The 19958-nt window shown below is 66.8% G+C and carries 20 protein-coding genes; 12 read left to right on the top strand and 8 right to left on the bottom strand.

The window, feature by feature from the left end; genetic code table 11:
* The first annotated feature begins 27 nt into the window (after nucleotides 1-27).
* The 4 genes from dnaA to pyk all read left to right on the top strand — a co-directional run bounded on the left by dnaA (nucleotide 28) and on the right by pyk (nucleotide 5841).
* A complete protein-coding gene (gene dnaA / locus EI73_RS09120; protein ID WP_051935588.1) occupies nucleotides 28-1440 on the top strand; it encodes a chromosomal replication initiator protein DnaA in 1413 nt (470 codons plus the stop codon).
* Nucleotides 1441-1831: 391 nt separating this feature from the next.
* Nucleotides 1832-2914: a DNA polymerase III subunit beta gene (gene dnaN, locus EI73_RS09115; RefSeq protein WP_034386114.1), complete on the top strand. Its 1083-nt coding sequence runs from the start codon at nucleotides 1832-1834 to the stop codon at nucleotides 2912-2914.
* 125 nt (nucleotides 2915-3039) lie between these two features.
* Nucleotides 3040-4326, top strand: a complete 1287-nt coding sequence (eno, locus tag EI73_RS09110) for a phosphopyruvate hydratase (RefSeq protein ID WP_369699473.1) — start codon at nucleotides 3040-3042, stop codon at nucleotides 4324-4326.
* Nucleotides 4327-4392: 66 nt separating this feature from the next.
* On the top strand, nucleotides 4393-5841 hold the full coding sequence (gene pyk / locus EI73_RS09105; RefSeq protein ID WP_034386110.1) for a pyruvate kinase: 1449 nt from the start codon (nucleotides 4393-4395) through the stop codon (nucleotides 5839-5841).
* A gap of 127 nt (nucleotides 5842-5968) precedes the next feature.
* Here the strand turns inward: pyk and tyrS are convergent, their stop codons facing one another.
* On the bottom strand, nucleotides 5969-7207 hold the full coding sequence (gene tyrS / locus EI73_RS09100) for a tyrosine--tRNA ligase (protein WP_034386108.1): 1239 nt from the start codon (nucleotides 7205-7207) through the stop codon (nucleotides 5969-5971).
* Between the two features lie 170 nt (nucleotides 7208-7377).
* On the opposite strand from tyrS, the gene EI73_RS09095 reads away from it, so the two are divergent.
* The 4 genes from EI73_RS09095 (at nucleotide 7378) to nth (ending at nucleotide 10223) form a co-directional block, all read left to right on the top strand.
* On the top strand, nucleotides 7378-7956 hold the full coding sequence (locus tag EI73_RS09095; protein WP_034386106.1) for an MOSC domain-containing protein: 579 nt from the start codon (nucleotides 7378-7380) through the stop codon (nucleotides 7954-7956).
* Nucleotides 7953-8633 carry a tRNA (adenine(22)-N(1))-methyltransferase TrmK gene (locus EI73_RS09090; protein ID WP_034386104.1) on the top strand — a complete coding sequence of 227 codons (681 nt, stop codon included), beginning with the start codon at nucleotides 7953-7955 and terminating at the stop codon, nucleotides 8631-8633. Before EI73_RS09095 ends, EI73_RS09090 begins: the two co-directional genes overlap by 4 nt.
* A gap of 632 nt (nucleotides 8634-9265) precedes the next feature.
* Nucleotides 9266-9463: a hypothetical protein gene (locus EI73_RS09080; RefSeq protein WP_034386100.1), complete on the top strand. Its 198-nt coding sequence runs from the start codon at nucleotides 9266-9268 to the stop codon at nucleotides 9461-9463.
* Nucleotides 9456-10223 carry an endonuclease III gene (gene nth / locus EI73_RS09075; RefSeq protein WP_034386097.1) on the top strand — a complete coding sequence of 256 codons (768 nt, stop codon included), beginning with the start codon at nucleotides 9456-9458 and terminating at the stop codon, nucleotides 10221-10223. Before EI73_RS09080 ends, nth begins: the two co-directional genes overlap by 8 nt.
* 6 nt (nucleotides 10224-10229) lie before the next feature.
* On the opposite strand, the gene EI73_RS09070 is transcribed toward nth, so the two are convergent.
* The 4 genes from EI73_RS09070 to def all read right to left on the bottom strand — a co-directional run bounded on the left by EI73_RS09070 (nucleotide 10230) and on the right by def (nucleotide 12853).
* Entirely contained in the window at nucleotides 10230-10556 is a 327-nt protein-coding gene (locus EI73_RS09070) for a hypothetical protein (RefSeq protein ID WP_034386095.1), read from the bottom strand.
* A gap of 62 nt (nucleotides 10557-10618) precedes the next feature.
* Nucleotides 10619-11233 (bottom strand): hypothetical protein, encoded by a 615-nt coding sequence (locus EI73_RS09065; RefSeq protein ID WP_034386093.1) that lies wholly within the window; start codon nucleotides 11231-11233, stop codon nucleotides 10619-10621.
* Between the two features lie 16 nt (nucleotides 11234-11249).
* On the bottom strand, nucleotides 11250-12206 hold the full coding sequence (fmt, locus tag EI73_RS09060; protein ID WP_034386091.1) for a methionyl-tRNA formyltransferase: 957 nt from the start codon (nucleotides 12204-12206) through the stop codon (nucleotides 11250-11252).
* Nucleotides 12203-12853, bottom strand: coding sequence for a peptide deformylase (gene def, locus EI73_RS09055; RefSeq protein ID WP_034386089.1), 651 nt, complete (start codon nucleotides 12851-12853; stop codon nucleotides 12203-12205). Before def ends, fmt begins: the two co-directional genes overlap by 4 nt.
* Before the next feature lie 123 nt (nucleotides 12854-12976).
* On the opposite strand from def, the gene EI73_RS09050 reads away from it, so the two are divergent.
* A complete protein-coding gene (locus tag EI73_RS09050; protein ID WP_034386087.1) occupies nucleotides 12977-14122 on the top strand; it encodes a tetratricopeptide repeat protein in 1146 nt (381 codons plus the stop codon).
* A gap of 53 nt (nucleotides 14123-14175) precedes the next feature.
* Nucleotides 14176-14706, top strand: coding sequence for a hypothetical protein (locus EI73_RS09045; RefSeq protein WP_034386085.1), 531 nt, complete (start codon nucleotides 14176-14178; stop codon nucleotides 14704-14706).
* Nucleotides 14707-14753: 47 nt separating this feature from the next.
* Here the strand turns inward: EI73_RS09045 and EI73_RS09040 are convergent, their stop codons facing one another.
* Both EI73_RS09040 and EI73_RS09035 read right to left on the bottom strand, forming a co-directional pair.
* Nucleotides 14754-15767, bottom strand: coding sequence for a S9 family peptidase (locus EI73_RS09040; RefSeq protein WP_034386083.1), 1014 nt, complete (start codon nucleotides 15765-15767; stop codon nucleotides 14754-14756).
* Nucleotides 15768-15911: 144 nt separating this feature from the next.
* Nucleotides 15912-17105 carry a metallophosphoesterase gene (locus EI73_RS09035; RefSeq protein ID WP_034386081.1) on the bottom strand — a complete coding sequence of 398 codons (1194 nt, stop codon included), beginning with the start codon at nucleotides 17103-17105 and terminating at the stop codon, nucleotides 15912-15914.
* Between the two features lie 84 nt (nucleotides 17106-17189).
* Here EI73_RS09035 and EI73_RS09030 point away from each other — a divergent pair, with 84 nt between their 5' ends.
* Both EI73_RS09030 and EI73_RS09025 read left to right on the top strand, forming a co-directional pair.
* On the top strand, nucleotides 17190-17822 hold the full coding sequence (locus EI73_RS09030; protein ID WP_034386079.1) for a cyclodeaminase/cyclohydrolase family protein: 633 nt from the start codon (nucleotides 17190-17192) through the stop codon (nucleotides 17820-17822).
* Nucleotides 17823-17851: 29 nt separating this feature from the next.
* Nucleotides 17852-19015 (top strand): MFS transporter, encoded by a 1164-nt coding sequence (locus EI73_RS09025; protein WP_034386078.1) that lies wholly within the window; start codon nucleotides 17852-17854, stop codon nucleotides 19013-19015.
* A 64-nt stretch (nucleotides 19016-19079) separates the two neighbouring features.
* Here the strand turns inward: EI73_RS09025 and bshB1 are convergent, their stop codons facing one another.
* Complete coding sequence (gene bshB1 / locus EI73_RS09020) at nucleotides 19080-19799, bottom strand: bacillithiol biosynthesis deacetylase BshB1 (protein WP_034386076.1); 720 nt, start codon at nucleotides 19797-19799, stop codon at nucleotides 19080-19082.
* Nucleotides 19800-19958 lie beyond the last annotated feature (159 nt).

Genomic DNA, 19958 nt, shown 5'->3' with positions numbered 1-19958 from the left:
CTGGCCGCGCAAGATCGAGCGGCCCGGATGAAGGGGGAGGTGCGCGTTATCACGCAGGAAATCTGGGCGGACGTGCTGGGGTACGTCCGCAAAAACATCTCGGAAGTCGAGTACCACACCTGGTTTGCACCGGTAAAGAACCTGGGGGTACAAGACGGCGTGCTGGTGATCGGCGTGCGGAACTCTTTTGCGCAGGAGTGGTTCCGCAAACACTACCTAGAACTCCTGGAGGACGCCCTCCGCGCCCTGGGCGCACAGAACCCGCAGGTGAGCTTTCAGGTCCTGCCCGCCTCGCAAGACGCCCTCCTGCTGCCGAGCGATCCGCCGCCCACCTCACCGGGAAAGGCTGGGAACCGAACCCCGCCCGGCAGTTCCTCCTCTGGCCTGCCGAACGAGAGCCGCAAGGTCCTGAATCCCAAGTACACCTTCGAAAATTTCGTGGTTGGCCCCAACAATAACCTCGCCCATGCGGCGGCGCTGGCCGTGGCCGAGTCGCCCGGCAAGGCGTATAATCCTCTTTTTATCTACGGGGACGTGGGGCTGGGCAAGACGCACCTGATGCATGCGGTTGGGCACTACATCATGGAGCGCTTTCCCGATAAGCGCATCGAGTACGTCTCCACCGAGTCCTTTACCAACGAGCTGATCAACGCGATCCGTGACGACAAGACGACCCAGTTCCGCAACCGCTACCGCTCGGTGGACCTGCTCCTTGTGGACGACATTCAGTTTCTGGCCGGCAAGGAGCGTACCCAGGAGGAGTTCTTTCACACCTTTAACGCGCTGTACGAGAACCACAAGCAGATCATCCTGAGTTCGGACCGCCCCCCCAAGGACATTCAGACACTCGAAGGTCGCCTGCGCAGCCGCTTCGAGTGGGGCCTGATTACCGATATTCAGACCCCCGAGTTCGAGACGCGCGTGGCCATCCTGAAGATGAATGCCGAACACAACCGCATCGATATCCCGCAGGAGGTGTTGGAACTGATCGCGCGCCAGGTCACCAGCAACATCCGCGAGCTGGAGGGGGCCCTGATGCGCGTCGTGGCCTTTGCCAGCCTGAACAATGTGCCCTTTTCGCGTGCGGTGGCGGCCAAGGCGCTGAGCAACGTTTTCGCGTCTCAGGAGGTCAAGGTCGAGATGATGGACGTGCTGCGTGCGACGGCGGCGCATTTCGACCTGCCCGCCGAGGTGATTCGCGGCCCCGGGCGTGCCCGCGAGGTCGTGGTCCCCCGGCAGGTCGCGATGTACCTCAGCCGCGAGCTGACCTCCCACTCCCTCCCGGAAATAGGTCAATTCTTCGGCCGTGACCATTCCACCGTGATGCACGCGGTGGCCAAAGTCACCGAGCAACTGAGCAAGGACAGCGAGCTGATGGCGACCGTCGACACCCTTCGGCGCCAGCTGCAAGATGTGGAGGATGAGGGAAAGTTTGCGTAACTTCATCTATTTATCCGCTCATTACAGAAAAAGTTCCAAAACCCGTTCCAAAGTGGTGTGCCAACTTTCACAAGCTGTGGATAACGCTGTGGAAAACCCCAAAAATCTGTGGATAAGTCGCCGTTTTCTGTGGATAAAATTGTGGAAAACCCCCCGAGTTATCCACAGGCCAGCCCCCCTGTGGAAAACCCCCCGAGTTATCCACAGGTTATCCACAGGTTTTGGCGGTTATCCACAGGACCCTGTGGATATTTTTTCCCGCTCCTGGCGCGGCTTCAGATATGTTTTCCACAGTTTCCACAGGCCCTACTACTACTACTACTGTTTTTAGATTTTTAGAAAAACAGGAAAAAGATAGGGCGTTTCCCGCGAGAAGCCAGAGAGGAAGATCATGAGAGCGCATGTCACCAAGAAAACCCTGAGCGAAGGTCTGGGCCTTCTGGAACGTGTCATTCCCAGCCGCAGCAGCAACCCCCTCCTCACCGCCCTGAAGGTGGACGCCAGTGATGCAGGGCTTACCCTGAGCGGTACCAACCTCGAAATCGATCTGTCGTGCTTTGTGCCCGCAGACGTGCAGGATCCGAGAAGCTTCGTCGTTCCCGCGCACCTGTTGGCACAGATCGTGCGAAATCTGGGGGGAGAACTCGTCGAACTCGAGATCACTGGGAATGAACTCTCGGTGCGGTCGGGCGGCAGTGACTTCAAGCTCCAAACCGGCGACCTTGAAGCCTATCCGCCGCTTTCCTTTCCTCCCCATGCCGACGTGAGCCTAGACGCTGCCGAACTGGCTCGCGCGCTGGGCAGCGTGCGCTACGCGGCGAGCAACGAGGCGTTTCAGGCCGTGTTCCGCGGCATCAAGCTCGAACATCGGCCGGAAGCGGCGCGGGTGGTGGCTTCGGACGGCTACCGAGTCGCTATCCGCGACTTTCCGGCCAGCGGGGATGGGCGGAACCTGATTGTTCCCGCTCGCAGCGCCGACGAACTGATTCGCGTTCTGAAGGACGGCGAGGCCCGCTTCACCTACGGTGAGGGGACCCTCAGCGTGACCACCGACCGTGTGCGCATGAACCTCAAGCTGCTTGATGGAGAGTTTCCCGACTACGAGCGCGTGATTCCAAAGGACATCAAGCTTCAGGTGACGCTGCCCGCTACTGCCCTCAGGGAAGCTGTGAACCGGGTGGCCGTGCTTGCCGACAAAAACGCCAACAACCGGGTTGAATTCCTGGTGTCGGAGGGCAAGCTGCGCCTGGCTGCCGAGGGAAGCTACGGCCGCGCGCAGGATACGTTGGACGTGACCCAGGGCGGTCCTGAGCCGGCGATGAGCCTCGCTTTCAACGCGCGGCACGTGCTCGACGCCCTGGGGCCGATCGAGGGGGACGCCGAACTCCTCTTCTCCGGCTCTACCAGCCCCGCCATCTTCCGCGCGAGTGGGGGAGGCGGGTACATGGCGGTCATGGTCACGCTGCGCGTCTGAGGGGCCAGCCAAGGCCCTTCCCAACCCCCCCATGCCGTCCCGGCTTAGACCGGAGGTATCCGCAGCGGCCCGGCGGCGCTTATAGTGTCCGGGCTACACCGACCGCCCCGAGGCGTAAGGTTTGAATTCTGGGAGGCAAGCGCATGAACATCGAAAAGGTCATCGCCCGGGAAGTGCTCGACTCGCGTGGAAACCCGACGGTGGAGGCCGAGGTCCACCTCGACAGCGGGGCCGTGGGCCGTGCCATCGTGCCCAGCGGAGCCAGCACCGGCACGCATGAGGCGCTCGAACTGCGGGACGGCGGCGAGCGCTACAGCGGTAAAGGTGTCCTCAAAGCCGTGCAGAACGTGAATGAGGTGCTTGGTCCCGCTGTGGTGGGTCTCGACGCTTCCGAGCAGGGGGCCGTCGATGCGGCCCTTCTCAGCGTAGACGGCACGCCCAACAAGGAACGGATGGGCGGCAACGCGATCCTGGCTGTGAGCCTGGCGACGGCCCGCGCCGCCGCCCATGAGCTGGATATCCCGCTCTACCGCTACCTGGGGGGCAGCAATGCCAAGACGCTCCCCGTTCCGATGATGAACGTGATCAATGGGGGCGCACACGCTGACAACAATGTGGACTTCCAGGAATTCATGGTGATGCCCGTCGGTGCGCCGACCTTCCGCGAGGCGCTGCGCTACGGGGCCGAGACCTTCCACGCGCTCAAAAAGGTCCTTGCGGGGCGCGGCTACAACACCAACGTGGGTGACGAGGGCGGGTTTGCGCCCGATCTGAAGAGCAATGAGGAAGCCCTTGAAGTTCTGCTCGAAGCCATCCAGAAGGCCGGGTACGAGCCGGGCAAGGACATCGCCATCGCGCTTGACCCCGCCGTGACGGAGCTGTACAGGGACGGCCAGTACCACCTGGAGAGCGAGGGGCGCACCCTCTCCACCGAGGAGATGGTGGACTTCTGGACCGACTGGACCTCCCGTTACCCCATCGTGAGCATCGAGGACGGCCTTGCGGAGGACGACTGGGACGGCTGGCGGCTCCTGACGCAGCGCCTGGGTGACCGCGTGCAGCTCGTGGGTGACGACCTCTTTGTGACCAACCCCGAGCGCCTCGCACGCGGCATCGAGACGGGGGTGGGGAACGCCATCCTGGTGAAGGTGAACCAGATCGGTACGCTCACCGAGAGCATGGACGCGATCGAGCTCGCCAAGCGCAGCCGCTACGGCACCATCATCAGCCACCGCTCGGGCGAGTCCGAAGACGCCTTTATCGCTGATCTGGCCGTCGCCACCAACGCCGGGCAGATCAAGACCGGTTCGGCCAGCCGCTCGGACCGCATCGCCAAGTACAACCAGCTCCTGCGCATCGAGGACGGACTCGGCGACCGCGCCGTGTACCCCGGCCGCCGGGCGCTGAGGTAAGGAGGAAAAAAGCGGGGTGAGGCCCCACTCCTCACCCCCAACTCCTTTTGGAATGGATTCCAGGACATGAAACACTTTGACAGGGCAACGAAAATCGTCGCCACCGTCGGCCCGGCGAGCCGTGATCCGCAGATTCTGGGGCGGATGATCGATGCCGGATTGAATGTGGTGCGGATGAATTTCAGCCACGGGGACCCGGAAGACCACCGGCAGACGGTGCAGATGGTGCGGGAACTCGCCGCGCACAAGGGTGTGCCGATCGGCATTCTGCAGGACCTCCAAGGACCCAAGATCCGGGTAGGCCGCTTCCGAGAGGGGGCAGTCACACTCGAGCCGGGGCAGAAGTTCACGATCACGATGGATGAGGTCGAGGGCACGGCCGAGCGGGTCAGCAGCACCTACAAGGGGTTGGCGCTCGACGTGCACCCCGGTATGACGCTGCTGCTTGACGATGGGAACCTGGCTCTGAAGGTGGAACAGGTGCGTGGTCAGGACATCGTGACGCGGGTTGTGATCGGGGGCGTGCTGAAGAACAACAAGGGCATCAATGTGCCGCAAGCGGACCTCTCGGTGCCCGCGCTGTCGGACAAGGATGTGAGCGACCTGGAGTTCGGCGCGCAGCTCGGCGTGGACTGGGTGGCCCTGTCGTTTGTGCGCTCGCGTGATGACCTGCTGCTGGCCCGCCACTACCTCTCGCGCTTTGGCAGCCGGGCCAAGCTGATGGCGAAGATCGAGAAGCCGCAGGCGGTGGACCGCTTCGAGGACATCCTCAAGGAGGTCGACGGCGTGATGGTGGCGCGCGGCGACCTGGGCGTGGAGATGCGGCCCGAGCAGGTGCCGACCATCCAAAAGCGCCTGATTCGCCTGTGCCGCGAGGCTGGGAAACCGGTGATCACGGCGACCCAGATGCTGGAGAGCATGATTCACCTGCCGCGGCCTACCCGTGCGGAGGCATCGGATGTGGCGAACGCCATCTATGACGGCACAGACGCTGTGATGCTCTCGGCCGAGTCCGCGGCGGGACAGTACCCGGTGGAGGCGGTGGCCATGATGGACCGCATCGCGCGGGAGGCGGAAGCCAGCGAGCACTACGCCCTGCTGCAACGGCAGCTTGTGGTGGATACCGAACTTGCGCAGGACGCCATCGCTTTTGCTGCCTGTTCTATCGGGGAAAAGCTGGAGGCTTCTGCCATCGTGACCTTTACCAGCACGGGAGGAGCGGCGACCCGTGTGGCCAAGAACCGGCCGCGCCTGGCGATTCTGGCGCTGACGCCCAACGAGCAGACCCGCAACCAGCTCACGCTCTCTTGGGGCATCATGCCCAAACTCAGCGAGGATCCCCACGACACGGACGATATGGTCCGGATCGCCAACGATGAGCTGAAGTCGAGCGGCTTGGCCGATGTGGGTGACCGCTATGTGATTACGGCCGGCGTTCCCTTTGGCGTACGCGGCACCACCAACATGCTGCGGGTCGAGCGGCTTCGTGAGGAAGACCTGAGCGACCGGGTCTAGACGTTCACCTCACCTTGAATAAGCCTAGACCCTCCCGTGAAGGTGAGGGGCTAGGCCCATTTTTATCCACAGGGCGCGGGTTTTTCCACACCCGAAATGTGGATAACTTTTGGCGAAGGGGGCGGGGCTACGCCAACACCAGCCGGACGAAACGGTCTTTGCCCTTTTGGAGAACGGTTCCGCCCTCCCGCGTCAGGTCTGCTCGGCTCAGGCTGCCCTGCGGCTCGGTATAGGGCTCCCCGTTGACCTTGAGGCCACGGTTACTGATCAGCTTGCGCGCCGCGCCGTTGCTGGGTTCCAGTCCGGCGAGCACGACCAGGCGCGCCATGCTGACGCGGCCACTCTCGCCCAACTCCTCCTGGGACACGGTCACTGTGGGGACGTTTTCGGGAATGCCGCCCTTGGCCACGGCCCGGAAACGTTCCTCGGCGGCGTCGAGGTCTGCACCGGGATGCAGCCAGGCGACCACCTCGCGGGCGAGAACGCGGTGCGCCTCCACCGGGTGCCCGGCGAGCAGCTCGGTGATGCGCTCCTGTGGCAGGTCGGTCAGCAGCGTGAAGTAGTTGTTCAGCAGAGGGTCAGGCACCTTCATCAACTTGGCAAACATCACGTGCGGCTCGTCCGTCAGGCCGATGTAGTTGTCCAGGCTCTTGGACATCTTCTCGCTGCCGTCCAGCCCGACCAGGAGAGGCAGCGTCATCACGACCTGCGGCTCCTGGCCGTAGTCGCGTTGTAGCGCCCGGCCCACGAGGTTATTGAACAGCTGATCGGTTCCGCCCAGTTCCACATCCGCCTGCAGGGCCACACTGTCGTACCCCTGGGTGAGGGGATAGAGCAGCTCGTGGAGGCTGATGGGCGTTCCGGCATTCAGCCGCTTGGTGAAGTCGTCGCGTTCCAGAATGCGCGCCACCGTGTACCGGCTGGCCAGGCGGATCACGTCGGCATAGCCCAGCGGCTCCAGCCACTCGCTGTTAAAGCGCAGCTCCAGCACCTCGGGGTCGTCGCGCAGGATCAGCCGGCACTGCTCCAGGTAGCTTTGCGCGTTGGTGCGCGTCTCCTCGAGGCTAAGGGGTGGACGGGTCTTGCTTTTGCCGCTGGGGTCGCCGATCATCGCGGTGAAGTCGCCGATCAGCATGATGACCTTGTGCCCCAGGTCCTGAAACTGCCGCATCTTGCGCAGAATGACCGCGTGGCCCAGGTGCAGATCCGGGCGGGTCGGGTCCGCGCCCAGCTTCACCCGCAGCGGCGTGCCGCGTTCCAATTTGCGCCGCAGGTCCTCCTCAGTCACGAGGTCCACGACGCCGCGCCGCAGGATGGCGAGCTGTTTCTCAGCGGGTAGGTTGGGTCCAGTCTCGGTTGTGCTCATGGTCTCTCCAAGAGGAAGGCGGCGCACTCGCTGTTGCAAAGTACGCCGCTTCGGGGTTGGATTTCAGGCTGTGACCGACCCGCCCACCCTAGCGGCGGGGTGGATACGCACGTCGGGTCAGATGCCTCATGGGTGCAGTGTAGCAAAGCCAGTGGGTTTACCCTGGCAGGGTGAAGAGCATCCACGAGTTGCGGACCACCTTTCCCCACTCCGGGCGCCTGGAGTGGATTGGGCTGCGCGAAGCCCGCCGCGCTCCCGTCCGCTCTGTGCCGGAGGCCGAGGTGCATCCGCTGGTTGGTCTCATCGGCGACCACGGCAAGCAGGCCCCAGCTCGGCTGCGGGCCCTGACGGGCGAACCGGGCGAGACGGCGACGCGGGGCGGCGGAACCCCCAGCCCCGGCGGGCCAGGACGGCGGCAGGTCACGCTGCTTCAGGCCGAACACCTGCCCGTCATCGCAGCGCTGGCCGGCTTGAAGCAGGTGCGGCCCGAGCAGTTGCGCCGCAACCTGCTGGTGCGCGGCATTCCGTTGCTGGCCCTCAAGGACGCCCGCTTCCGAGTGGGGGAGGTGGTCTTGGAGGGCACCGGCGAGTGCCATCCCTGCTCACGGATGGAGGAGACCTTGGGCGAGGGCGGTTACAACGCTGTGCGTGGGCACGGTGGACTAACAGCCCGGGTGATCGTGGGCGGCCTCATTCGCGTGGGGGATACGGTGACGTTCCTGGAGCCCACAAAGGGGCAGGTTGGATGAGCCGAACTGTTCTCGACGCTCGTCTAGGGGCTGTCCTGGAGCTGATTGACGCCGATGTTCATGCGGATATCGGGTCCGACCACGCCCACCTTCCCATCCACCTGATTCGCGAGGGCCGGGCTAACCGTTGCCTGGTGGTCGAACTGCATCCCGGTCCGCTGGCACTGGCCCAGAGGAACGTGGCCCGCGCAGGTCTGGCAGGCCGCATTGAGGTGCGTGCCGGGAATGGATTTGCGCCCCTTGCCCCCGGTGAGGTGAGCAGTGCCAGCGTGACCGGCTTGGGCGCGGGAACCATCGCCGGGGTCCTGCGCCGGGCCGGGGAACGCTTGCCCCCGGCGCTTGTGCTCCAACCCAACGACGCGCCACACCCTTTGCGCGTCTGGGCGCGGGAAGCAGGCTACCACCTTCGCCGTGAGCGCCTGATTCCTGGGCACTGGCCCTATTCGGTGCTGCGCCTGGAACGCGCCGTGGGGCCCGACCCCGCCTACCGTTCCCTTCCCCTGGAGGCGGCTCTACGCTACGGCCCGCACCTTCTGTGCGAGGGGCCGGAACTGCTGCGCAAGCAGGTGGAGGCCGATATGGCGCGGCTCACCCCCGTAGCCGCCCCAGGTCGACCGGCACAGGCCGCACTGGACGCAGCACGAGCCGCCCTTAAGGTCATGGGCTCAAGGGAATGACGCGGTGGCTGAAGCCGGGCATGCACGGGTCTGGGCGGGATTCCCGCGACTGGAGTCGTGGGAGGGAGAGCCCAGCCGCTCGCGGGGCGGGGTGCGTTAGCTCTGGCTCTCTGATGCCTGGTAGTGGCTTTAAGGTAAGGACGCATTGTCGCGGTGGATGAAGAGCCAGGCGACGGGTTCGAGGTTGGCCTGCTGACGGCAGAACGAGAGACTGTTGCGGACCAGGAAGGGCAAGGTGGCGCGAAGAGTGGCATGGAAACGTTCGATGTGTGGGTTCCCCCAAGCTCGGTCCATCGCCAGCCAGATCCAGAGCCGACGGTCCTGACGACCAACGAACGGGCAACACTCATCGCATTCCAGCACCAGCGGGGCTGCTCCTGCCGGCGGACACGGGGCTAGGAGCGAGGCAGCGGGTTGCACCTGGGGCAAACTGGGCCGTTCATTCTCCGTGAAACCACCGTCATCCGCTCAAAGCCACTACCCTCAAATGCATATTCTTGACCCCGTTCGTATCTCGCGCTATTCTTTACCCATCACCGCCCAAAAGGCGGCTTTTTTATTGGGTCTTGGCTCTAAATGCCCCTTTACCTGAGTCTCGCCCGCCGGAGTGGGCAGGCAGGCAGGCTGGCGACATGACCAACGACGAGCAGAAGACAGGGTATGATCCTGCCAACACCTCGCCTGCCGAGGGCCAAAGCCGCCCGATTCCCGCCGAGGACCGCGGCCAGAACCCGAACATCGATCCGGCCGACAAGGATCAGCCTGCCGAGGGGGGCCGGGACGAGGTGCCGGGCCCAGGGGCAGACCGGCCCACGACCTCCCGTGACTGAAGCGCCCGAGCTGAATGTGGCCCGCCCGGAGCAGGAGCGGGCCGAACTGCTGCGGTGGATGTTTGAGCGGCTCCGTGCCGAGTATGGCGAGAAACATCTGATTCCCCGGCGGGAACCGATGCACGAGCTGGTCAGCACCATCCTCTCGCAACGCACCACGCACCAGGACGAGGAGGCGGCCTACCAGGAACTGCGCGCCCTAGGTGACTGGGACGCGATCAGTGCGGCCCCGACTGAGGTCGTCGCCCACGCGATTCGCCGCAGCAACTACCCGGAGCAAAAGGCCCCGCGCATCCAGGCGACCCTGCGTGCGATTCGTGCTGAGCGGGGCGGGTATGACCTGGACTTTCTGGCCGAGATGCCGGTGCCAGACGCCCTCAAGTGGCTGACCGACCTGCCGGGTGTGGGGCTCAAGACGGCTTCGCTGGTCCTGCTCTTTAACTACGCCCGCCCGGTCTTTCCGGTCGACACGCACGTTCACCGGGTCACCACCCGGGTCGGCGTGATCGGGCGAATGGGCGAGCAGGCTGCTCACCGCGCGCTCCTGAAGCTGTTGCCGCCCGATCCGTCCTTTCTGTATGAGCTGCACGTCAACCTGTTGCGGCACGGTCAGAGGGTCTGCGTCTGGAGTCGCCCAAGGTGCCCTCGCTGTGTGCTGCGGGAACGCTGTGACGCCTACGCCCTGTTCGGGAACAATGTGCCCAGTTTTGGCCCCCAGGGGAAGGGCACAGGGCGGCCGAGGACCCTAGGGGGAGGCTAACGCCCTCTATTCGTTTTCGACCGAACGCACGCTCTCGTCGGCGCCACGCGAGCTGTAGAGGCTCTTGCGGATGCCCTGCACGACGGGGGCAAGGTGCGTACGTGCTTCGTCCTCCGGCAGGTGGGCCGCAACGCCGCAGGCGACAACGCGGGCGTACGGAACGTACAGCCACGGCAGAAGACCGTTCTCCTCGCCCCCCAGCCGCGCGTTCTGAAGCATCACACCGTCGACATCGGATGCCTGGGCCAGCAAAGAAACCTGGTCTGCCTCCGCCTGGGTGAGGGTACCGGTGACTTGTAGGCCTCCTTCAAGAATCAGGACAACGTCTTGCATAGGTTCACTGTAGGGGAGGTAACCCGGGCCAGGACGTTGTGCTCGGCCCGTCCCGCTCCTGCCTAGCCCCTCTCCCGTTCGCGCAGCACGAGTTGGACGAGCCCCAACACGATCAGCTCAGCGTCCTCTGGACGAACGGGACGCAGTTCGTCCACCACAAAACGGCGGGAAAACAGGCTGCGGCGCTTGCGAACGCGCAAGGTGGGCTGACCGTCCACATCCGTGACGGTATACGTGGGATTCACGAGGTAGTCAAAGCCGAGCGCGACGAAATCCCCGATGAGGGGAAGGGCGCCCATGACGCCCTCCACGACGCTCAGCCAGGGGTGGTCGTCACGGATGGTCAACCGTGGCGTACCGCTTGCGTCCAGCAGCTCGTAGCTCGCCCCCCAGAGGGTACGCAGCCCCTGTGCCTGGAGTGCCCCCACAACCGAGCCGTCGCGGCGGCGGATCTCACGGCGGGCCCGCCAGTCGAGTGCACCGGCCATCAGGCCCTGCGCGCGGATGCTGTGTGTCTGCTGCTTGCGGTCCTCGTCGGCATACACGCGCACCTCGTCGCGGACGCTGAAGAACTTCTCCCTGACCACCGCGATCAGCGTGCCGTGCGCGTCGGTGACCCGCAGCTCCGTGAGGAGGCTGAACTTGAAGACCAGGGTCAGCGGGAAGGTGGGCTTCACAGGTTCAGGTACGCGCTCAGCCGGGAACGGGTTGCCACACGTCCAGTCGGGTGCCGGCCACGACGCCCGCACCCTGCGCCCACACCTGGGCAGGTTGTGCCCGCCGGGCCTCGGGCTGCACAGTCTGGATGCGCACGGCGCCCTCGCCACAGGCGACGGTCAGGCCCTCGTCATCCACCCGCAGCACCTCACCCGGTTGGCCCTGCCCCCCCGTGACGCTTAGGCCGCTCAGCTTCAGGCGAACCCCGTTCAGGAAGGCGGTCGTCTGGGGCCATGCAGCCACTCCCCGGTAGCGGTTCACGACCGCCGGTGCGGGGTCCAGCCAGCGCACGAAGCCGTCTTCCTTGACGAGGAGGGGCGCGTAGGTGGCCTTTGCCTCGTCCTGTGGGGTCGGTGTGAGGTCCGGCAGGCGGGAGAGGGCCTCCACGATCAGCCGCGCCGCCTGCCTGCTCAGCGCCTCCGCCAGTTCGATACTGGTCCACTGGGGCGCGATGGGTAGAGCTTCCTGAAGCAGGATCGGCCCGGTGTCCAGCCCCGCGTCTGTCTGCATGATGGTTGTGCCCGTGACGGTCTCGCCGCGAATCAGGGCCCACTGAATCGGGGCTGCGCCGCGGTAGGCGGGTAGCAGGCTGGTGTGCGTGTTCAGGAAGCCGAACCGGGGCACGGCGAGCAGCGGGGCAGGGAGCAGCTTGCCGTAGGCACAGGTGACGGCCACATCTGCTCCGCTCTCCCGCAGCTGCGCGGCAAAGGCCGCGTTGTTCCGCAGCTTCTGCGGCTGGGCGAGGGGGAGGCCCACCTCGGCGGCGCGGGCCGCCACAGGCGGGGGAGTGAGGCGCAGCCCACGGCCGACCGGCTTGTCGGGCTGCGCGACGACGAGCACCAGCTCGAAGTGAGCACGAATGGCTTCCAACACCGGCACGGCGAAGGCGGGCGAGCCAAAAAAGGCCACGCGGAGGGCAGGAGGCGCGCTCAACCCTGCTGCTCCCGCCGACGCTTCTCGGCTTCCGCAAGGTCACTCAGAAACTGCTTGGCCCGGCGCTGCATCGCGGCCAGCTCCCGGCGGTGGTCTTCGGTCACCTCGGGGGGCAGGCGGTCGAGAAAGAACACGCCGTCGAGGTGGTCGGTCTCGTGCTGAAAGACGCGGGCGAGGTAGTCTTCCGCCTCGACCGTGTGCTCCTGTCCGTCGAGATCGGTGTAGCGCACCGCGACGGCACGCGCCCGCGGCACACCCTCCTCATAGATGCCGGGAATGCTCAGGCAGCCTTCCTGGTACGAGCGGTCCTTTTTCTTGTCGATCACCGTCAGGACGGGATTGAGCATCACGAACTCGCGCAGAACGCGGGACTTCAGGGGCTTGTCTTGCCCCTCCTGCTCCTCCTCGTCGTCCTCGTACTCGACCGCCACGAAAAGCCGCACCGGCAGGCCCACCTGCGGGGCAGCGAGGCCCACACCACGCGCTTCGAACATCGTCTCCAGCATGGTGTTTGCGATCTCGCGCAGGGATTGCGGTCCGGCACCCGGTACCGTCAGGGTTTCGTTCGGCTGCACCGGGCGCGCCTTGCGGCGCAGCACCGGATCGCCATACAGGCGAATGGGGTACACGCGGGGGGCCTCGGCCATATGTTCCCCGTTTTACCAGAGGGTTCAGCCTTGGTGCGGGCAGCGGTGCACCTTCCCCGACGGTGGAGGGCCCCTGAGGCCTTTTCTCACCCCGGCCCCACCCGGTCCCCCTAGGGTCAGGCTATGCCCGTACGCTCTGCCCTGATCCTGACTGCCGCCCTGCTTGGGGGCCTTGCCAGCGCGCAGGCAATAGCCTCCGCCCCGGCCCCCGTCGCCCCGCAGCAGACGGCCGAACAGGCTGCCGCTCGGGCCCGCGCCCTCGCCGAGGAGGCTCGCCGCACCTCCCCAAGTGGCCGCGCCAGCATCGACCAGCCCCTTTGGAAGCAGGCCGCCGACGCTGCCGAGCAGGCGGTGAGGCTCGCGCCGGGGAATGCCGAGTTCCTTCGGCTGCGCGCGCAGATCTATACCGAAGTCGGCTTCTGGCGTCAGGCCGAGCTCGCCTGGGACGCCTACTTCCGTGCTGCGGCGCCGGCGGGTGAGGCGGAGCGGCAACAGGCTGCCACCGTGCAGTACAACCTGGGCTATGCCGCGTACACCCGCAACCAGCCGGACGAGGCTGCGCGCTTTTTCACCGCCTGCCTCGCCCTCGACGCGCGAAACGCGGATTGCGCCGCCTGGGCCGCTCGTACGGCTCTGGAAGCCGGGAACTACGCCCAGGCGGTGACGCTGTACGGCCGGGCGCTGGCCCTGCGGCCCGGTGACCGGACCCTGACGTACTTTCGCAGCCTCGCGGAACAGGCCAGCCGCTACGGCCCCGCTGCCACCCGCGCCTTTAGCCGCGCCTATGCCGAACTCGACGCGGGCCGGAACGCCCAAGCCCTGGCTGGTTTTCAGGAGGCCGCGCGCCTTGCTCCCAACTTTGCGGAGGCGTGGCGGGAAGCGGGCCGTCTCGCCCTGGCCCTGGGAAATGCCCAGGCTGCCCGCGCGGCGTACCAGGGAGCCGCCGCCCTTCCTACGGCGACCGCCAGCGACCGCTATAACCTCGCGCTCGCGCAGGAAGGCGAGCAGTACGGGCTGAAGGCGGTGCAGACGTTCCGGAGCGCCTACACGCGGTACACGGCGGGCGACCAGGCCGGCGCAGAGGCCGGCTTCCAGGAGGCTACGCGCCTGAACCCGCAGTACGCCAAAGCCTGGGCCTGGCTCGGCCGCGTCCGCTACGAGGCAAACAACTACGCTGGAGCCGCCGAAGCCTATGAGCAGGCCGTGAGGCTCGACCCGAACGACCGCAGCAGCGCCTACTTCCTGCGGCTGGCGCAGCAGGGCAAGTGAGAGGGCACCCAGGCTTTCACCCGCCCGTCCGCCTTGGCGTTTACGCTGCGCTCATGCGCCCCGCTGCTCTGTTGCTGCCCCTTCTCCTCTCGCTCACGGCGTGTGGCTCCCGCGACGTCCAACCCCCCGAAGCCTATGACGTGAGCGGTACGATCGGCGGCGACTGGGGCGAGCGTCCCCGCCTGCGGCTCGCGCTGGTTGGAGTCGGCTTTCCATCGGCGGTCACGAACGACGGCAATCAGCCGCAGAACGTGGTGGACGGCGCGGGCGGATGGACCTTCGGCTTCGATCTGCCCCGCAGCCCAACCGTGGCGACAGTGGCCGGTGTCTATCAGGTCGTCGTCTATAACGACCTCGACAACTCGGGCACGTACAACCTCGGAGAGCCCTTCGCCCGCAACCGGCAGTGGTTGATCTACAGCCTGGTGGGCGGTGAGATCCCGGCGGTCGAGGTGAACGGCGAAGAGATCACGCCCGCCATGACGGTGAGCAGCGGCTGGAACCTCTATGACCGCCGCAAGCCGCTCAGCGCCGCGAACCCCAGCCCGGCGAGCAAGGTGACGGGGTACGATCTCAGCCGCTGAGGTTGCGCCGCCACAGGTGCTGCCCGTGGGAGGCGTTCTTTTTGGGCCTACAGGTGCTTCTTGAAAAACGCCACGCTGCGCCGCAGCGCCAGCCCCAGATGCCCGCTGAGGTTGTGGTTGTCGCCCTCGTAGCGGTACGCCTCGACCGGCTGCCCAGCCGCACGCAGATCGTTCGCCAGGGCCTGTTGGAAGCTGTAGGGGACGTCCTCGTCGGCGGTGCCGTGGTGAAGCTGGAGGGGCCGCCCCTTCAGGTCTGCCAGGTAGGCATTGGGGCTCAGCGCGCGCAGGTAACGGCGGTTGAGGGGATCGAGAACACGATCAGCCCCACCGGGTGAGCGGCCCCAGTCGGTTGCCAACACGTCGTAACTGGCGACGACGCCCGCCCAGAGGGAGGCGGCTTTGAGGTCGGGGTCCACGAGCATCGCCCGCAGGCTGAGTTGCCCGCCCATGCTGTGGCCCCATAGGCCGATGCGTTCCCGGTTCACCCGGGGGTCTTGTTTCAGGCTGGCGGCGGCGTTCAGCACGTCGACCGTGTAGCCGGGGTCGTCGTAGCCGCCCCGCGCCTCGCCCTCCGAGTTCCCGTGGCCCCGGTAGTCACTCTTGAGGGTCACGAAGCCTGCCCGGGCAAAAGCGTCCTGATAGGCGACATACCGCTTGGTCGTGCGGTACTCGTTCGGTGGGATGTAGCCGTGGTTAAACACGATGGCGGGCCAACCCCCCCGCGGGGGCATGCCGTTGGGGACCGTCAGCAGGCCGTAGATCGTCAGGCCGTCAGACTCGTAGCTCACGATCTGCCGGGTGTAGTTGATCCCGGGGCTCAGGGTACGAACGACGGTCAGGGCGCTGCCGGGATACTCCCGTGCCCGCAGCGCCTGAATGCTGATGGGCTGCCGTGCCACGAGCTGCCGCAGCGCCGCGTCCGTCACCTCACCCAGCGGGGTGCCCGGCGTAGGGGTGCGCGTGTTCGGCTCCGGTGCCGCAAACGGCAGATTTTCTCGCTGCATCCAGGCAAAGGACCCCACCGCCAGGAGCAGCAGCGCCAGATAAGCCGCGCGTCTCATCGGGTGGAGACGGCCTCTGCGCGCAGGCTGCCGCGCACCCGGAGCCGTCGGGCGGGGAGAACAGAAAACAGCATCCTCTCAGCATAGAAAGCCTGTCTCCAACTGATGGGAGGCACGCCCACGGTGCCGAGCAGAGGAAAGGCTTCAGGGGGCAAGAGGAGTTCCCGGCACGCTTTCCAAGGGCCGTCTCGGCACCGCGTACCGTGCATGCGCGGCGACGCTGACCGTCTCCAGTTTCGGGTAACGCAGGGCGGTCAGGGCCCCCCCGAACACACACCCGGTGTCGATGTTGACCGTGCGGTTCAGCCAGCGCGGCTCCAGCACGGGCGTGTGCCCGTACACCACGAGGGCCGCGCCCCGATACGTCTGCGCCCAGTCGCCCCGGATGGGCAGGCCGTATTCATCCCTTCGGCCATTCACGTCCCCGTACAGCGCGAAACTCTGCACCCGGCCCGACACGCGCCCCTGGTACCGCTCCGGCAACCCCGCATGCGCCGCCACCACCCGCCCTCCGTCGAGCACCAGGTGGCTGGGTAGACTTCCCAACCAGGCGCGCACCTCTTCCCGAAACCCCGGCCCGGCGGCCGCCACCTGCGCCAGCGTCGCGTCCAGGCCGTGCAGAGCGCGAACAGCCTTGCCTTCCAGCGCCCGCCTCAGCTTCTCATCGTGGTTACCGAGCACGCATAGGGCGGCGCCCGAGCGAACCAGGTTCATCACCAGGCGCAGGACGCCCGCGCTGTTCGGCCCCCGGTCGGTCAGGTCACCCAGGAACACCGCCGTTCGGCCGGGTGGGGGCGTGGCTGCGTCACCTTCCACCGTATAGCCCAGCTGTTTCAGCAGCTCGTCCAGTTCCGCGCGGCACCCATGAACGTCCCCGATGAAGTCAAAAGGCCCGGTCAACGCTCGGCGGTCCACCGGCAGGGGCACTCGGTTCACCCGCGCCGTGTTCACCTCCGCCGCCGAGCGCAGCACCCACACCTGCCCAAAGCCCTCCCGTTCCAGGCTGCCCAGTGTTCGGCGCAACTCCGTCTCCGGCAAGGGCCGTCCTTGCCGCAGCGGCTGGGGTAGGTCCAGCACGAGGGCCACCGCGGCCACATCGTGCGCTCGCGCCAGCTCGACCAGCCGCCGCCGGTCGTGGGGACGAAAGCCGGGCAGGTTCACCACCGTCCGTTGCCCCTGCGCCAGCCGCTCGCCCGCTTGCTCCAGCAAAGGGTCCAGGAGAACGCCGTCACCGCCCAGTACCTCTTCGGGCTGGAAATGCCGCGCGGCGAACATATGTCTGTCCGCCGCCGTGCCCATCAGGACCACCAGTGCCAGCTCGGGAAGGAAAAGCTGCATCGGCCTCTGATCCTCGCACACGGGGGGATGGCCCTCAAGGAACGGTCAAGGTGTTCTCCGGCCCGCGCACGGCTACAGTGCGATATGGCTTCCCTCTGGCAGCGTCCGGCCCTCGACCTTCTTCAAGAGGCCGCCAGCGGCGCCCCGACTCCGGGTGGTGGCGCTACGGCAGCGCTGACCGGGGCCTTTGGCGTGGCCCTGCTGGAGATGGCCCTTCACATCACCCTGAACAAGGACGAGCGGGCGGCGGAGGCGTTGCGGCCCGTCCTCCCGACCCTGAGCGCCCTGCGCGCGCGGCTCCAGACCCTGGTGGAAGAAGACGTGCAGGCGTTTGAGGCCTACGTGCGGGCAGCGCACCTGCCGCAAGACACCGGGGAGGAGCGGCGCGAGCGGGAAGAGGCGCGGACTGCGGCGGGAGAAGCCTCGATGCGCACGCCGCGGCACTTGGCCCGGACGCTGGTGGAGGCGCTGGAGGAGGCCCCGCGGCTCGTCCCCCAGGTTCACCCGGAGGTCACGAGTGACGTGGGGGCGGGGGCAGCCATCCTGGAAGGTGCCCTACACGCCGCTCTGCTCACCGTGACGATCAACCTGCCCCACGTCCCCCAGGAGGAGCGGGACGCTCTGCAGGCCGAGCGGGACACGCTGGAGGCGCGGGGCCGAGAGCGGGCGGCACAGACGCTGCGCCTCACGCGCGAGCGCCTTGCGGGACGGAGCTGACAGCTGCTGGGCCCGTACAATCAGCAGCGATGCTCTGGACCCGTCCTCTGGTGATGCTGCGGCTGCTGGCGCTGCTGCTGACCGGCGAACTGGTTCGCACCGGGTTTTTCGTGTCGGCGTTGCCGGTGGCAGGACCGGACCTGGGGTTGAGCACGGCGGTGATCGGCCTGATGGTGGGCCTGCATTACCTCGCGGACGCGCTCGCCAAGGGGCCGGTCGGCCTGGTGACCGAACGCTGGGGACCGGGACGGGTGCTGACGCTGGGAGCAGGGCTGGGCCTGCTGGTGGTGCTGGGCACGCGCCTCGCCCCGTCGCCCCTCTGGGGCGTGCTGGGCTGCGGCGTGTGGGGCCTGGGCTACGCGGCCCTGTGGCCGGGCGTCATGAGCGCCTCGCAGGCGCTGGCGCTTCCGGGGCGCACGGCGCGGGCGCTCGCTGTGTCCAGCCTGAGTGTCGCTCCCGCCATTCTGACGGGCGTGCTGGGCGTGGGGCCGCTGATGCAGGCCCGGCCAGAAGTGGCCTGGCTCCTTCTGGTCGGGGCGCAGGTGGGGGCGCTGGGGCTGGCGCTTAGCCTGCTGCGGCTGCGGCTTCCGGGCAGAACGGCCCCAATGGGAAGCATCCGGCAGGGCTGGAGCCGGGTGGCCGCGCTGCTGCCGGCCGCCTTTGCCCAGACGCTCGCGCCGGGGCTGCTGGTGACCCTCTTCTACCCCCTCCTGGCACGGCTGGGCCTGGGGCTGGGGGACCTGGTCGGCCCGGGTCTGCTGGCCCTCATGGTGTTCGGTGCATGCCTGTGGGGGGCGGGCCGGCTGGCCGACCGGATCCATCCGCGCCTCGCCCTGACGCCCGGACTGCTGGGGCTGGCCCTCACCTTTCTGCTGGCGGCCCTGCCGGGATTAGAAGGGCGACTGTGGCTGCTCGCGCCGCTGTTGGGCCTGGGGTATGGGGCCTTTGTCGCGGGGTGGAACGGCCTGGTTGGACGGGTCTTGCCGTCTGGGTACCGCGCTGCCGCGTGGGGCACCGTCATGGCGGTGGAGGCGCTGGGCTATGCCGTTGGTCCCCCGCTGGGGGGGCTGGTTTGGGCCAGCTTCGGCCCGCCGGGCGTGTTCCTGCTGGGAGCCGCCGTGTTTCTGCTCACCGAGGGGTACTACCTGTGGCCGGGCCGAGCGGTCATCCGCGCTGCGCCCTCTCCCAAGTGACTCCAGAGCAAGGGTGTGGGCAAAAGGCCCCGCGTTGACCCAAAGTTGGTGGATCCGTGGAGTCTCACAAGCCCAGTGGGTCTACCAGCAGCGGCTCTTCCAGCTCAAAGGCTTCTGCGTAGCGCACGCGGGCCAGTGTTCCCCAATACATCTGGCGGGCACGGCGGCGCTCGACGATCTCCGGGGTGACGGTCTCGGAGATTGCGGCTCCCGTGAACTGGCTCACGTGGGCGCGGACTGCGGCCTCCCACTCCGCCTGCACCGCGCCTACGTCCACCAGCAGGGTCGCGCGGATGTCCGCGTTGCCCTGGTACAGCAGTACCCGCGAGACACGGTGCGGCTCCCCGGGCACATCCGCCTTGCGCAGGGCTGCGAGGTGCACCGCTCGTTTGGCGAGGTGGTACGTGCCGAAATGGTCCGGGTGGCGGTCCTGATGATGGGGAACGGCGAGCACCCGCGGCCGCAGCGTGCGCAGGGTAACCGCCAGGGCCGCGGCTCCCTCCGGCGTGTCTGCCAGCGCCCCGTCCGGTAGCCCCAGTTGTCCCCGCCAGGCCAGGCGCAGGATGGCCGCCGCTGCCACACATTCGGCCTCCCGTTCCTCCGGTGTGCCCTGCGTTCCCCGCTCGCCGCGCGACAGTTCCAGCACGCCGACCGCCCGCCCCGCCCGCGCGAGGCGAATCAGCGTCCCGCCCACCCCGATCTCCGCGTCATCTGGATGGGGCGCGAGGCAGAGCCAGTCCAGAGGCTGCACGCTTCCGTACACCGTGCGGAAAGAGTTCCCCATGCCGCCCAGGATAGGGCGGGCCGCAGCACGGCACAAAAAAGCCGCCTTTTGGGCGGTGATGGTTAAAGAATAGCGCGAGATACGAACGGGGTCAAGAGTATGCATTTCAGACGACGAGTTCGAGGTTGGCTGCTGACGGCAGAACGAGAGACTGTGGCG

The organism is Deinococcus sp. YIM 77859, assembly GCF_000745175.1.
In the GTDB taxonomy this organism is placed as follows: domain Bacteria; phylum Deinococcota; class Deinococci; order Deinococcales; family Deinococcaceae; genus Deinococcus.
This window is presented reverse-complemented; position numbering and strand designations above follow the sequence as displayed.